The organism is Mycobacterium sp. (assembly GCF_049802695.1).
In the GTDB taxonomy this organism is placed as follows: Bacteria; Actinomycetota; Actinomycetes; order Mycobacteriales; family Mycobacteriaceae; genus Mycobacterium.
This window is the reverse complement of the sequence record NZ_JBARMY010000440.1, coordinates 1-13,490: the sequence shown is the minus strand read 5'-3', so window position 1 is coordinate 13,490 and position 13,490 is coordinate 1. Positions and strand designations below refer to the sequence as shown.

At 65.8% G+C, this 13,490-nt stretch carries 16 protein-coding genes and 1 pseudogene; 11 read left to right on the top strand and 6 right to left on the bottom strand.

Annotated features, from left to right (window positions below; translation table 11 throughout):
* Both WA317_RS17780 and WA317_RS17775 read right to left on the bottom strand, forming a co-directional pair.
* Window positions 1-202, bottom strand: a pseudogene (locus WA317_RS17780) (DUF4328 domain-containing protein); the annotation flags it as partial.
* Between the two features lie 54 nt (window positions 203-256).
* Complete coding sequence (locus tag WA317_RS17775) at window positions 257-616, bottom strand: rhodanese-like domain-containing protein (RefSeq protein WP_425174288.1); 360 nt, start codon at window positions 614-616, stop codon at window positions 257-259.
* Between the two features lie 459 nt (window positions 617-1,075).
* Here WA317_RS17775 and WA317_RS17770 point away from each other — a divergent pair, with 459 nt between their 5' ends.
* From WA317_RS17770 to rraA, 8 genes are all read left to right on the top strand, one after another.
* Window positions 1,076-1,234 carry a hypothetical protein gene (locus WA317_RS17770; protein WP_425174287.1) on the top strand — a complete coding sequence of 53 codons (159 nt, stop codon included), beginning with the start codon at window positions 1,076-1,078 and terminating at the stop codon, window positions 1,232-1,234.
* A 161-nt stretch (window positions 1,235-1,395) separates the two neighbouring features.
* Window positions 1,396-2,019: a superoxide dismutase gene (locus tag WA317_RS17765; RefSeq protein WP_425174286.1), complete on the top strand. Its 624-nt coding sequence runs from the start codon at window positions 1,396-1,398 to the stop codon at window positions 2,017-2,019.
* A gap of 223 nt (window positions 2,020-2,242) precedes the next feature.
* Window positions 2,243-2,776 (top strand): peptidase, encoded by a 534-nt coding sequence (locus tag WA317_RS17760; RefSeq protein ID WP_425174285.1) that lies wholly within the window; start codon window positions 2,243-2,245, stop codon window positions 2,774-2,776.
* Between the two features lie 484 nt (window positions 2,777-3,260).
* Window positions 3,261-3,659, top strand: a complete 399-nt coding sequence (locus WA317_RS17755) for a transcriptional regulator (protein ID WP_425174284.1) — start codon at window positions 3,261-3,263, stop codon at window positions 3,657-3,659.
* Window positions 3,660-3,754: 95 nt separating this feature from the next.
* Window positions 3,755-4,411, top strand: a complete 657-nt coding sequence (locus WA317_RS17750; protein ID WP_425174283.1) for a DUF6474 family protein — start codon at window positions 3,755-3,757, stop codon at window positions 4,409-4,411.
* Window positions 4,412-4,451: 40 nt separating this feature from the next.
* Window positions 4,452-4,955: a copper resistance CopC family protein gene (locus WA317_RS17745; RefSeq protein WP_425174289.1), complete on the top strand. Its 504-nt coding sequence runs from the start codon at window positions 4,452-4,454 to the stop codon at window positions 4,953-4,955.
* Between the two features lie 122 nt (window positions 4,956-5,077).
* On the top strand, window positions 5,078-5,680 hold the full coding sequence (locus WA317_RS17740; protein ID WP_425174282.1) for a nucleoid-structuring protein H-NS: 603 nt from the start codon (window positions 5,078-5,080) through the stop codon (window positions 5,678-5,680).
* Window positions 5,681-5,758: 78 nt separating this feature from the next.
* Window positions 5,759-6,256 carry a ribonuclease E activity regulator RraA gene (gene rraA, locus WA317_RS17735; protein ID WP_425174281.1) on the top strand — a complete coding sequence of 166 codons (498 nt, stop codon included), beginning with the start codon at window positions 5,759-5,761 and terminating at the stop codon, window positions 6,254-6,256.
* A gap of 6 nt (window positions 6,257-6,262) precedes the next feature.
* On the opposite strand, the gene WA317_RS17730 is transcribed toward rraA, so the two are convergent.
* Window positions 6,263-7,732: a flavin-containing monooxygenase gene (locus tag WA317_RS17730; RefSeq protein ID WP_425174280.1), complete on the bottom strand. Its 1,470-nt coding sequence runs from the start codon at window positions 7,730-7,732 to the stop codon at window positions 6,263-6,265.
* A 77-nt stretch (window positions 7,733-7,809) separates the two neighbouring features.
* Here WA317_RS17730 and WA317_RS17725 point away from each other — a divergent pair, with 77 nt between their 5' ends.
* Window positions 7,810-8,469, top strand: coding sequence for a TetR/AcrR family transcriptional regulator (locus WA317_RS17725; protein ID WP_425174279.1), 660 nt, complete (start codon window positions 7,810-7,812; stop codon window positions 8,467-8,469).
* A 40-nt stretch (window positions 8,470-8,509) separates the two neighbouring features.
* A complete protein-coding gene (dinB, locus tag WA317_RS17720) occupies window positions 8,510-9,736 on the top strand; it encodes a DNA polymerase IV (protein ID WP_425174278.1) in 1,227 nt (408 codons plus the stop codon).
* 25 nt (window positions 9,737-9,761) lie between these two features.
* Here the strand turns inward: dinB and WA317_RS17715 are convergent, their stop codons facing one another.
* Window positions 9,762-10,766 (bottom strand): PHP domain-containing protein, encoded by a 1,005-nt coding sequence (locus WA317_RS17715; RefSeq protein ID WP_425174277.1) that lies wholly within the window; start codon window positions 10,764-10,766, stop codon window positions 9,762-9,764.
* A gap of 100 nt (window positions 10,767-10,866) precedes the next feature.
* Here WA317_RS17715 and WA317_RS17710 point away from each other — a divergent pair, with 100 nt between their 5' ends.
* Window positions 10,867-11,715: an LLM class F420-dependent oxidoreductase gene (locus tag WA317_RS17710; RefSeq protein WP_425174276.1), complete on the top strand. Its 849-nt coding sequence runs from the start codon at window positions 10,867-10,869 to the stop codon at window positions 11,713-11,715.
* Here WA317_RS17710 and WA317_RS17705 read toward each other — a convergent pair whose 3' ends face one another.
* On the bottom strand, window positions 11,716-12,096 hold the full coding sequence (locus WA317_RS17705; RefSeq protein WP_425174275.1) for a nuclear transport factor 2 family protein: 381 nt from the start codon (window positions 12,094-12,096) through the stop codon (window positions 11,716-11,718).
* 383 nt (window positions 12,097-12,479) lie between these two features.
* On the bottom strand, window positions 12,480-13,490 hold a 1,011-nt coding region (locus WA317_RS17700), incomplete at its 5' end, for a glutamate synthase subunit beta (RefSeq protein ID WP_425174274.1).

Sequence of the window (13,490 nt, the reverse complement as noted above, 5' to 3'; positions counted from 1 at the left end):
GGCGTACCGCGATCCACCGGTACCCCCCCGGCAACCGCGCCGACGGCTGAGCGGCGTTGGTGACGCGCCCGGTCCAGGGCGCTGTGGTCTCCGGCTCCGACGCCGACGGCGCCAACAGCGTCCCCCGGCACCGGGGACACCACACCCGCTGACGGTCACGCACATTCCACCGCGTGCCGCATCCGGAGCACACCTGAATCACGGCATCAGCCTAACCACGGCATCGCCGGGCGGGGCCGCGTCGCGGTTACCGGGTTCACACACTGCCGGGCTCGCCGGCGTCAGTGACGACGGGACGACCCGCACCGGCCCACGCCAGCATCCCGCCGTTTACGTTCAACGGCCGGTACCCGTTCTGCTGCAGATACTTCGCCACCCGCAGCGACCTGCCGCCCGCATGGCAGATGACGTACAGCTCGGCCTGGGCGTCGATTTCCTCGAGGCGGGCCGGCACCTGTCCCATGGGGATGTGCAGTGCACCGGCGGCGTGGCCGCGTTGCCACTCGTCGTCTTCCCGCACATCCAACAACACCCTCTCGGGACCGGACTGAGCCGGACCGAATTGGGCGGGTAAGTCGACGACCTCAGCCTGGGCCACTGGCGACTCATCGTCCATGGCTAGATCTTGGCACGCGGTCGCGGGCCGCGCAGCGAGTGTCTACCCGCACAGCTACTCCGCGCTATCCACAGTTTCCACAGGTTTATCCACAAGCCGCGGCCTGCCCCGGCAGCGTCGACGCCGCGTCAATACGCGTGTCCCGCGCTCCGCTGTGGATAACGGCGGCGCGAGCGGCCGCGTCATCGACAGGCCCGCCCGCCGTCGAGCGAAATTGCTTGGCCGGCTAACCACCCGCCGAGCGATCGGCCGGGCCAGTCGGCACGCAGGCCGGACACAGTACGCAGCCTGCCGCCCAGAACTGCCGTGACCGAGCGTCAATAATGGGACAAAACCGGAGGCCAGATCGGTCGAAGGCGGCGAACTTTGCGCTTGGTCCGGAAGAGGTTATGATCGCCAACACCAAAGTAATTGTGACTCATTTCACTGGGGCAGGTTCAACGTGCAGGTCAGGCCGACGTGACAACGCAACCGATCGGACCACGGTCGGCGGGGTCTTCGCCGCATTGGCACCCAGGCGCCGCGGCCTGCAGCCGCTCCTATGTGCTGGCAGGTGTACGGGCCGGGTTGATCGCTCTGGCACTGCTGGCCGTTCTCGCCATCATCGTTCTGTTCTGAATCAGCATCAGCCGGGTCGACCGACCTTGCGTCATCGCAAAGGTTGTTGCGGTGCGCGCGGGCATGGAGCAGGGTTGACACTGGTTAACTGAGCTAGGCCGCCCGTGGCGGTGACTCTGCGAACGACGCGTTGAAAAGTAATCGACCAAGGAAGGAACCCGGTGGCTGACTACACTTTGCCCGATCTGGACTGGGACTACGGAGCGCTCGAACCACACATCTCAGGCCAGATCAACGAGCTGCACCACAGCAAACACCACGCCACGTATGTCAAAGGGGCGAACGACGCCCTCGCCAAGCTGGACGAGGCGCGGAGCAGTGACGATCAGTCCAAGATCCTGCTGAACGAAAAGAACCTGGCTTTCAACCTGTCCGGCCACGTCAACCACACCGTGTGGTGGAAGGTGCTTTCTCCCGACGGCGGTGACAAACCGACCGGTGACCTTGCCTCCGCCATCGACCACGACTTCGGCTCGTTCGACAAGTTCCAAACCCAGTTCAGCGCGGCCGCCAACGGCATCCAGGGTTCGGGGTGGGCGGTGCTCGCATACGACAGTCTCGGTGACCGGCTCTTGACGTTCCAGGTGTATGACCACCAGACCAACTTCCCGCTCGGCGTCGTTCCGCTGCTGCTACTCGACATGTGGGAGCACGCCTTCTACCTGCAGTACAAGAACGTCAAAGCCGACTACACGAAGGCGTTCTGGAACGTCGTGAACTGGCCGGAGGTGCAGTCACGCTATGCGGCCGCCACTTCTAAGGCCAAGGGACTGATCTCCGGCTGAGCGGCGCATTTGTCGGACTCGGGGCGTCGCGCCGTGTGCGCGGCGCCCTGTCGTCTGTGCGGCGCAGCTTCGCTGGTCAGCGCTTATACATCTTGATCGGCTCTTGCTGATCACCGAGATTGGTTGGCCGTGTCGGCTTGCGGGTAATCGATGCCTGGCGCATGCTGGGGCTCAATCGACCCACCGGTGTGTTGTTGCGCAAGAAGGTGTCTCGGAGGGCGAAATGGGCACTGAGTCAGGGCGGGCCGTCGAGGTTTCCCCATTCCACTCTCGCGGTGCCCTGAAAGGCTTCGTGATATCCGGCCGATGGCCGGATTCGACCAAGGAGTGGGCGCAGCTCCTGATGGTCGCCGTCCGCGTCGCGTCCCTGCCCGGCTTGCTCTCCACCACAACCGTTTTCGGCGCTCGCGAAGAATTACCCGACACTCCGGAACCCGGAACGGTAGGGCTGGTGTTGGCCGAGGGAACCGTTGTCGGCGAATCGGCAATCCGCCCAGGCTATTTCGCCGACCACCAGCCGCCCGCACTATTGATGCTGCATCCGCCGTCAGAGACGACGCCGTCGTTGCCCGAATGCAGCGGCGCGGCCTCGGGTTGCGTCCTGCTGCCCGGGCTGCCGTACCTCGGGCTCGAGCACCGGGCCGCGTGGGTGGAGGCAGAAGCGGACGGCACCATTACGTCGATGGTGAGTCGTGTTGGCGTCGACCCCATCAGTCATCCCGACACTGCGATTCTGGCCATGCTGCTCGCCGCCTGAAAAATCCAAACGGACAGCCGGCACCACGCGATACGGCTGCTGTATCGGCCGCTGTGCGGCATTCCGGCAACGCTGCATCGCACTCACGGGTGTCCCTTCGCAACGGCTGGCGATCACGCGGACGCAGCCGCCGCACGGCATCCGCCGGTGGAAGTCAGCAGTGGTTCCAGCAAATGCAACTCACAACCTTCACCGTGCTGACCGCTGGTTGCCAAGCGCCACGTGCGATGGTCTCGAACTGAGCGGGTCCGGCAGCACGCGCCCACGACATCGAGAAGCGCTGCCAGATTTGTCTTGGCACATCTCATCTCTGCGTTGCGCGCAGTGCTCGGCATCGTTCAGTAGTTCGTGCGTAAGCCGCAGCGCCCAGCACGGTCAATTCTAGGCATAGTTTGCACTTGGTTGTCGGCAGAACTGTCGCTACGATGGTCAGCAAATTCTCATTAAATTCATTCATTTCTCCCGTTGGGTGGAGGTCACATCGTTGAGCACCACATTCGCTGCCCGCCTCAACCGCCTCTTCGACACCGTTTATCCGCCCGGCCGGGGGCCGCACACCTCCGCCGAGGTGATCGGCGCACTCAAGGCGGAGGGCGTCACCATGTCGGCTCCCTACCTGTCCCAGCTACGGTCTGGCAACCGCACGAACCCTTCGTCGACGACCATGGCCGCGCTCGCCAATTTCTTCCGCATCAAGCCGGCGTACTTCACCGACGACGAGTACTACGAGAAACTCGAGCAAGAGTTTTCCTGGCTGGCGGTCATGCGCGACGAAGGTGTTCGCCGTATCGCTGTGCGGGCCGCCGGGTTGTCGCCCGAGGCACAGCAGGACATCGTGCACCGGGTCGATGAGCTGCGGCGGAAAGAACACCTGGACGCTTGACCTGACGGGTCGACGCCGGTCGGCTCCGATTAGGGTTGATCAGCGATCGCGCATGCGCCGCGATAGTCGACGAGAAACCCAGGAGGCGGCCGGGGATGGGGCTGTTCGGAAAGCGAAAGAGCCGTGCGATACGGCGTGCCGAAGCCCGTGCCATCAAGGCCCGAGCCAAGCTCGAAGCGAAACTGGCCGCGAAGAACGAAACGCGTCGCATCAAGTCTGCGCACCAAGCAGAGGCCAAGGCGCTTCGCGCCCAATTGAAAGCTCGACGCGACAGTGACCGCGCGGCGCTGAAAGCCGCTGAGACGCGGCTCAAAGCGGTGCGCGAAGGCAAGCTGCTGTCCCCCACCCGGATCAGGCGTGTGCTGACGGTGTCCCGCCTGCTGGCGCCGATCGTGGTGCCGGTGGCCTACCGCGCGGCCACCGCGGTCCGCGGTCTGATCGATCAACGGCGTGCGGATCGACTCGGGATCCCACTGGCCCAGATCGGTCAGTTCTCCGGCTACGGCGCTCGCCTGTCGGCCCGTATCGCCGGGGCAGAGCAGTCGCTGCGCATCGTGCAGGAGAAGAAGCCCAAAGACGCGGAGACCAAGCAGTTCGTCACGGCCATCACCGAACGGCTCAGTGACCTGTCCGCGGCCACCACCGCCGCAGAGCACATGCCCGGCGGGCGCCGCCGAACCGCACATGCCGCCATCTCACGGCAACTCGACGGCATCGACGCCGACTTGGTCGCACGGCTCGGATTGGGCTGACGGTGGCGGCGCGCTTGTGAGCGCACCGATCGTGACCAGTGTGGTGCGCGTCGCAGCGGCACTGCTCGTGGCTGCGGCGCTGGCCGGCACGGTCGGGTTCGGAGTCGCGTTCGCGCATACCACTCGGATCGCCACCGTTCCGGACGCAAACGCCACGCTCACCGTCGGGCCGGACCGGGTCAGTGCCACCTTCGACGAGCCGCTGCAAACGACCTTCGCGGCGATGACCGTCGTCGGGCCCGACGCACACCTGTGGTCCTCCGACAAACCGCGGGTAGCCGGGGCGGTGCTCAGTGTGGCTGTCCGACCGCTCGGGCCGACAGGCACCTACACCGTGCACTACCGGGTCACGTCCGCGGACGGGCACCCCGTGTCAGGGTCATGGTCGTTCCGGCTCAGCGTCGCGGGCACTGGAGAACCTGGCCCCCCGGCCGATGCCGGCCGTACCTCGACCGGAGGCACCTCAGTGTGGCCGTTCGCCGTCGGTGGCCTGATGGTGGTCGCCGCCGCCGGACTGTGGGTGGCGCTGCGCAGACGAGCCTGACATCGACGACAAGCGGTCAGGCCGGGTTCACGCCGAGTCCCCCGCCTCTCCTGGCATGATGGTTTCGACTGCTGCAATACCCGACTGGTGTACCTGGCGAGAACCTGCAAAGGAGCAGCCAAATGGCGAACCCACAACATCGGCCCGAGGCCAACGCTGGCGACGCACCCGAGGCCGCGCCGGGGCCGCCCGCCGGTAAGCCGGTTCCGCCGCCTGCACCGCCTGCCGAAAAGGCAGTCCCTTCGCCTCCGCCGCCGACTACCGAGAACCGGCCGGCCGCCAAGAGGTCCGCCTCGTCCGACGAGACACCACCGCAGCCGGCCAAGAAGACACCGGCGAAGAAAACCCCGGCCAAAGCCGCAAAGAAGGCCCAGAAGGCCCCGGCCAAGAAAGCTCCGACGGAAAAGGCGCCCGCCAAGAAAGCTCCGGCGAAGAAGGCTTCGCCGGCTAAAGCGGCTCCGGAGAAAGCGGCCGACAAGAACGCTCCAGCTGCCGCCCCGCAGCCGTCCGATAACCCGCCCGCCGACACCAACGGGCAGGTCGTCGCTGCCGCAAAACAGGCCGCGGCGCGGGCGAAGTCGACGGTCGAGACGGCGGACAACCCGGTGGTCCCGCAGTCGGCGCTGCAGTCAGCGGGCCGCTCCCCGGTGCCGCTGGCGGTCGCCATCGCGGTCAGCCTGTTGGCGTTGCTCCTGATCCGGCAGCTGCGCCAGCGCGGTAGCTGAACACGCTTACTAGCCCTATGGCGGCGACCCGCTAGCCCGGCTTCCCGCCGCGCTCGCGATCGCCGCTAGCATGTCACGGTGACCGTGACTTTCCGGCCCACCGCCGATCTCGTCGACGACATCGGAGCCGACGTTCGTAGCTGCGACGTTCAATTCCGCCAGTTCGGCGCCCGGACCCAATTCGCCGGATCGATCAGCACCGTGCGCTGCTTTGAAGACAACGCCCTGTTGAAGTCGGTGCTCTCCGAGCCGGGAGCCGGCCGGGTGCTGGTGATCGACGGCGCCGGCTCGCTGCACACGGCCCTGGTCGGTGATGTCGTCGCCGAGTTGGCCCGCTCCAATAGCTGGTCGGGGCTGATCGTGCACGGAGCGGTGCGGGACGCGGCGGCGCTGGGTGGCATCGACATCGGCATCAAGGCGCTGGGAACCAACCCTCGTAAGAGCAGCAAGACCGGAGCCGGTGAACGCGACGTCACCGTCGACCTCGGTGGTGTGACGTTTGTGCCGGGCGACATTGCCCACAGCGACGACGACGGCATCGTCGTCGTCGCCGCTACCGGCTCGGCTACGGTCTGAGCGGGATCAAGCCGCGACGGCGGCGCGCTGCTTGGAGAACTGCAACGCCTCGTCGTCGACTTTCCCGCGCCGGATCAAACCGATGTCGAACAGGTAGTTTTGCTTGAGCCGCCACGGTGTGCGCGAACCCGCCTTCGGCAAATAGTCCAGCGCCCGCAGCACGTATCCGGGCGTGAAGTCCATCAATGGGCGCTCTTCGATGTCGTCGCCCGGCTGGCCGGGAACCACCTTGTCGAAGCCCTTGCTGTCCATGTAGTTGAGCACCCGGCAGAAGAACTCCGAAACCAGGTCGGCTTTGAGCGTCCAGGAGGCGTTGGTGTAGCCGATGGTGAACGCCATGTTCGGCAGACCGGTCAGCATCATGCCCTTATAAGCCATCGTGTCATGCAAGTTGACCGGCTCGCCGTTACGCCGGATCGTCGAGCCACCGAACAGCTGCAGGTTCAATCCCGTGGCGGTGATGATGATGTCGGCTGCCAGCTCCTCCCCCGACTTCAGCCTGATTCCGCTCTTGGTGAACCGGTCGATGTAGTCGGTGACGACATCTGCCTGGCCCTTCTTGATGGTGCGGAACAGGTCGCCGTTGGGCGCCAGGCACAGCCGCTCGTCCCACGGGTTGTAGCTCGGACCGAAGTGCTTCTCCACGTCGTAGCCGGCGGGCAACCGCCGCTTCGCCATCGTCATCAGCGTCTCTCGCATGTACTGCGGGAAACGCCGACTGAATTGGTATTGCGCCGTCTGGAAGAGGATCGCCTTCCAGCGGTTCAACGCGTAGGCCGGCTTGGTCGGCAGGGCTTTGTTCACCCGCGCCGCGAACGGGTCCGGGTTGGGCAGCGACCCGATGTAGGTCGGCGACCGCTGCAGCATGGTGACATGTCCGGCACCGGAGTTGGCCAGCGCGGGAATCAAGGTGACCGCAGTGGCGCCGCTGCCGATCACCACGACTTTCTTACCGGCGTAGTCCAGGTCTTCCGGCCAGTGCTGCGGGTGGATGATGGTGCCCTCGAAGTCTTCCGAACCGGGGAACTCCGGGCTGTACCCCTCGTCGTAGTTGTAGTAGCCACTGCACGCGACCACAAACGACGAGGTGATCTGGGTCTGTTCACCGTCGCGCTCAACCGTCACCGTCCACTGGTTGGCGGCGTCAGACCAGTCCGCGGCGACTACCCGCTGCCGGTAGCGGATGTGCTTGTCGATGCCCGACTCGGCGACGGTCTCCTTGAGATACTCCTTGATCGCCGGACCGTCAGCGATCGCGGTGGCCGACGTCCACGGCCGGAACCGGAAACCTAGGGTGAACATGTCGGAGTCCGACCGGATGCCCGGGTACTTGAACAGGTCCCAGGTGCCGCCGAGGTCGTCGCGGCGTTCCAGGATCGTGTAGCTCTTGGTCGGGCAGCGGTTCTGGAGATGCCAGGCCGCGCTGATGCCGGAGATGCCGGCGCCCACGATGACAACATCAAGGTGTTCAGTCATAACGGCCAAGCTATCAACACCATGTTGATTGAGTCAACACGGTGTCGAGTAATTCGACGCCGTGTAAAGTAAACGTCGTGACTGCCGCCCGCTCGACGCGCGCTGTTCGTGGCCGACGTTCCACGCGTCCCTCGGGCGACGACCGCGAACAGGCCATCCTCGCCACCGCTGAACGGCTGCTGGAGGACCGCTCCTTCGCCGACATCTCCGTCGATGACCTGGCCAGAGGCGCCGGCCTTTCCCGGCCGACGTTCTACTTCTATTTCAAGTCGAAAGAGGCGGTGCTGCTTTCACTGCTCGAGCCGCTGATCGCGCGCGCTGACTCAGAATTCGACGGGGCGGTTCAGCGATTGCCCACCGACCCCCGCAAGATCTGGCGCAACGGCATCAACGCATTCTTCACCGCGTTCGACTCGCAGCGGGCGGTGGCCCGGGCGGGTACCGAGGCGCTGGCCACCAGCCCGGAGATCCGGGCGGTGTGGTCTGGTTTCATGCAGCGGTGGATCGATCAGACGGCGGTCATGATCGGCGCCGAACGGGCCCGGGGTGCCGCGCCCGAGACCATCCCGGCGGCGGACCTGGCGACGTCGCTCAACCAGATGAACGAACGGATGATGATGGCGACGCTGTCCGCCGAACAGCCCGCGGTCAGCAAGGACCGGGTGGTCGAAACGCTGGCCCACATCTGGGTCAGCAGCATCTACAGCCAAGTCGACGCGGTCCGTATCGCCGACTGAACGCGGGGCAACGGCGCCTGCCGGGAAAACGTGCGAACATATGTTCGTGTGCTCAGGACATTCAGGACTGCTGGCGGCGTCAATCCTGCACGCGGACCTCGACTCGTTCTATGCCAGCGTCGAGCAGCGCGATGATCCGGCATTGCGCGGCCGGCCCGTGTTGGTCGGCGGCGGGGTGGTGCTGGCCGCCAGTTACGAGGCCAAGGCGTTCGGCGTACGCACGGCGATGGGCGGAGCACAGGCCCGGCGGCTGTGTCCGCACGCGGTGGTGGTGCCGCCCCGGATGAACGCCTATATGCAGGCCAGTGATGCGGTATTCCAGGTGTTTCGCGACACAACACCGGTAGTCGAGCCGCTATCGGTCGACGAGGCGTTCCTGGACGTCGGCGGACTGCTGCGGGTCTCGGGCACACCGGTGCAGATCGCTGCCCGGCTGCGCGCCGACGTGCGTGAGCGGGTCCGGTTGCCGATCACCGTCGGCGTCGCCCGGACGAAGTTCCTGGCCAAGGTGGCCAGCCAGCAGGCCAAGCCCGACGGACTGCTGCTGGTGCCACCGGCAGACGAACTGGCCTTCCTGCATCCGCTATCGGTACGCCGGCTGTGGGGGGTGGGCGCCAAGACCGCCGAGCGGCTGCATGTCCACGGTCTGCACACCGTCGCCGATGTCGCCGAGCTCAGCGAGTCGACGCTGGCATCCATGGTGGGGCAGGCGATGGGCCGCCAGCTCTACATGCTGTCGCGAAACATCGACCGCCGCCGGGTGACCACTGCTGTGCGAAGGCGGTCGGTTGGTGCGCAACGCGCACTGGGCCGCGCGGGTAACGACATGTCGGCCGCCGAAATCGACGCGGTGGTCATCGCGCTTATCGACCGGATCACCAGCCGGATGCGCACAGCGGGGCGCACCGGGCGCACGGTCGTCCTGCGATTGCGGTTCGACGACTTCAGCCGCGCTACCCGCTCGCTGACGATGCCGCGGCCGACGTCGTCGACTCAGTCGATCCTGGCCGCTGCCCGCCGGCTCGTTGCCGTTGCGGCGCCGTTGAGGGCCGAGCGTGGATTGACCCTGATCGGGTTCGCCGTGTCCGACATCGATCGCTGCGGCGCCGAGCAGCTCGTGCTGCCGTTCGACGATGCCCAGACCCGCTCACCGGCCATCGAGGCGACGATCGACCAGGTCCGCCGGCGCTACGGAAAATCGGCACTGACCACGGCGGTGCTGGTGGGCCAGGACAGTGGTCTGGAGATGCCCCATCTACCGGATTGACCGACCCGCCAGCCCATCCATTCCCTCAGGACGCGGTCCAGGCGAGCAACTTGTCGACAGGCCAGGTGTTGACCACCCTGTCGACGGGCACGCCCGCGTCCATTGCGCGCTGAGCCCCGTAACCGAGGAAGTCCAGTTGCCCCGGCGCGTGCGCGTCGGTGTCGATGCTGAAGTCACAGCCGAGTTCCAGAGCCAGATTGAGCAGCCGGGTGGGCGGATCGCGGCGTTCCGGTCGAGAGTTGATCTCCACGGCGGTGCCGTGATACCGGCACGCGGCGAAAACCGCCTCCGCGTCGAACTTCGACTCCGGCCGGATGCCGCGATTACCCGCGACCAACCGGCCGGTGCAGTGCCCGAGGACATTGACCTGGGCGTTGGACACTGCGCGGACCATCCGCCGGGTCATCGCCGCTGAGTCCATCGACAGCTTGGAATGCACGCTGGCCACCACGACGTCCAGCCGATCAAGCAGCTCGGGCTCCTGATCCAGCTCACCGTCGTCGAGGATGTCGACTTCGATGCCGGTCAGGATGCGCATGGGCGCGAACTGGTCGCGCAACGCGTCGATCACGTCGAGTTGTCGGCGCAACCGTTCCGGCGACAGCCCGTTGGCGATGGTCAGGCGCGGCGAGTGGTCGGTCAGCGCGCAATACTCGTGGCCTAGGGCCGACGCGGTGGCCATCATCTCCTCAATGGGCGCCGAGCCGTCGGACCAGTTGGAGTGCAGGTGCAGGTCGCCGCGCAGGGCGGCGCGGATCTCACCGCCACCGAGATCGCGGGCCGCGTCGCGTAATTCGACCAGCACATCAGGCTCCCGGCCGGACCAGGCCTGCGCGATGACCTTCGCTGTCTTCGGTCCGATGCCCGGCAGCGACTGCCAGCTTTCGGCTTGGCCGTGCCGTTCGCGTTCGGCGTCGTCCAACCCCTCGACGATGTCGGCGGCGTTGCGGTAGGCGATCACCCGGCGCGAGTCCTCGCGGGCCCGGTCCTTGTAGTAGGCGATCTGTCGAAGCGCGATGACAGGATCCATGGCTTCAGTGTGCCCGCCCGCCCATCGCCAGGGCATCCCCTGACCGGTGACGACGCCAAGCGGGCAAGACGCTGCCGGCCGGGAGGATTACGGTCGAGGTATGCGCTTCGCATTCAAAACCTCACCGCAGAACACCACCTGGTCCGACATGCTGGCCGTCTGGAAGGCGGCCGACGGCATCGAGGTCTACGAATCCGGCTGGACCTTCGACCACTTCTATCCGATCTTCTCCGACAGCACCGGGCCCTGCCTGGAGGGCTGGACCACGCTGACCGCGCTGGCACAGGCCACCAGGCGCTTGCGGCTCGGCACGCTGGTCACCGGCATCCACTACCGCCACCCCGCGGTGCTGGCCAATATGGCCGCAGCGCTCGACGTCATCTCCAACGGTCGCCTCGAGCTGGGCATCGGTGCCGGATGGAATGAGGAGGAGTCCGGTGCGTACGGCATTGAACTGGGCAGCATCAAGGAACGCTTCGACCGGTTCGAAGAGGCCTGCGAGTTGCTGACCAGCCTGCTGAGCGAAGAGACCACCGACTTCGACGGCAAGTACTACCAGCTCAAAGGCGCGCGCAATGAACCCAAAGGGCCGCAGCGGCCGCACCCGCCGATCTGTATCGGCGGCAGCGGCGAGAAACGCACGTTGCGTATCACCGCTCGTTACGCCCAGCACTGGAACTTCGTCGGCGGCCCGCCCGAGGAATTTGCCCGCAAGCGCGAAGTACTGGCCGCGCACTGCGCCGACATCGGCCGCGACCCGAAAGAAATTCTGATATCGGCGCATCTGCGTCTCGAGGACAACCGCAACTACCAGAAGGTCGTCGACGACGCCGCCGCACTGGCCGCCGAAGGTCTGAATTTGGGCATCGTTTACATACCGACGCCACACGACCCCGCTGTCCTCGAGCCGCTGGCCGAGGCGATCCGCGATTCGGGCCTGCTGGGTTAGTCAGTTCAGCTGCTCAGACGTCCAGTACTCGCGCAGGCTGGCGATTTCCTCGCCGTCGAACTCGAGGATGGCGACCTCGCGCATCCGCTTGCGGCAGCCTGCCACGAGATCGTCGAAGCGGGCCTCCCATTCGGCGATGGCGGTGGTGCCGTCGAGGTAGAGGTTGAGCAACTCGGCCTCGATGTTGGCCTGCTCTGTGACGACCTTTTTCTGCCAATACTTTCTGATCCCGCTCCGATCGCGAATCGGCTCCTTCAATACCCGCTCGTGGTAGGTCGCCGCCGCAGTGAAGATGCTGACAATCAGCTCCGGGTCCTGGGTGATCCAGGCGCGCAGGTAGATGTCGAGGACGGCGCGAACGTCGGCCTTGGACAAAGTCATGGCTTACCGATCCGTCCCAGCTCCGCCGCACACCGCTTCGAGCATGGTCAGCAAACTATTCGAGTCAGCGGCGCCAGGCGCGAGTTCCGGTCATACCCCGAAACGCACCAGCTCCTCAGCGGTGATCAGACGCTCGTGCCGGGCGGGGAATTCGCGACTTTTGACTGGGTGCCGAAACCATGACCAGGCGATTCGGCCCATTCGCGACCGAACGATCGGACTCATGTGCACGGTGACTCCTGTGGGTGCTCTATCAACCCGGGCCCCACATCACCCTGCCGATCGACGGGCGCCCTTAACGAAGTATTAGACACCTAGCTTTTGGCAAACGAGGTAAGACGCGCCGTGGACCGTAATGGATGTTTCGCGAGTGATAGAAGTGACTAACGTTGCGCTGCCGTGGTGGGTTTGATCGGGGCCGGCAAGGCGCTGCGGCCCATCAAGAACCGGTCCACGCCGGCGGCGGCGGCCCTGCCCTCGGCGATCGCCCACACGATCAGCGACTGACCGCGGCCCATGTCGCCGGCAACGAAGACACCCGGCACCGACGTCTCGTAGTCCTCGCTGCGCGCGACGTTACCCCGGTCGGTGAGCTCGACTTCCAGCTCTGACAGCAAGACCGACTTGTCGGGTCCGACGAATCCCATCGCCAGCAACACCAGATCAGCTTCGAGTTCGTACTCCGAACCCTCGACCTTGACGAACTTGCCACCCTCCATGGCCACCTCGTGCACCTTGAGCGCAGTGACCCGCCCGTCCCGGCCGACGAACTCCTCAGTGTTGATGGAGAACAGCCGCTCGCCGCCTTCTTCGTGCGCCGAAGAGACCCGGAACATCAGCGGGTACGTGGGCCACGGGGTGGATTCGGCTCTGGTGTCCGGTGGACGCGGCATGATCTCGAACTGGTACACATTCGCGGCGCCCTGCCGGTGTACGGTCCCCAGGCAGTCGGCTCCGGTGTCACCGCCGCCGATGATGACGACCTTCTTGCCTTTAGCGGTGATCGGGGGTTCTCCGTCGGCCGCCAGCACGTCGTCGCCTTCCTGCACGCGGTTGGCCCACGGCAAGAATTCCATCGCCTGGTATACGCCCTCCAGTTCGCGGCCGGGGATGGGCAGGTCCCGCCAGGCGGTGGCGCCGCCGGCCAGCACCACCGCATCGAATTCGGCGCGCAACTGTTCGGCGGTGATGTCGACGCCGACGTCGATGCCGGCGCGGAATTCGGTGCCTTCAGCCCGCATCTGGTCCAGCCGCCGCTCCAAGTGACGCTTTTCCATCTTGAATTCAGGAATGCCGTAGCGCAGCAGCCCGCCGATGCGGTCCGCGCGTTCGAATACCGTCACGCTGTGCCCGGCGCGGGTGAGCTGCTGAGCGGCGGCCAGCCCGGCCGGACC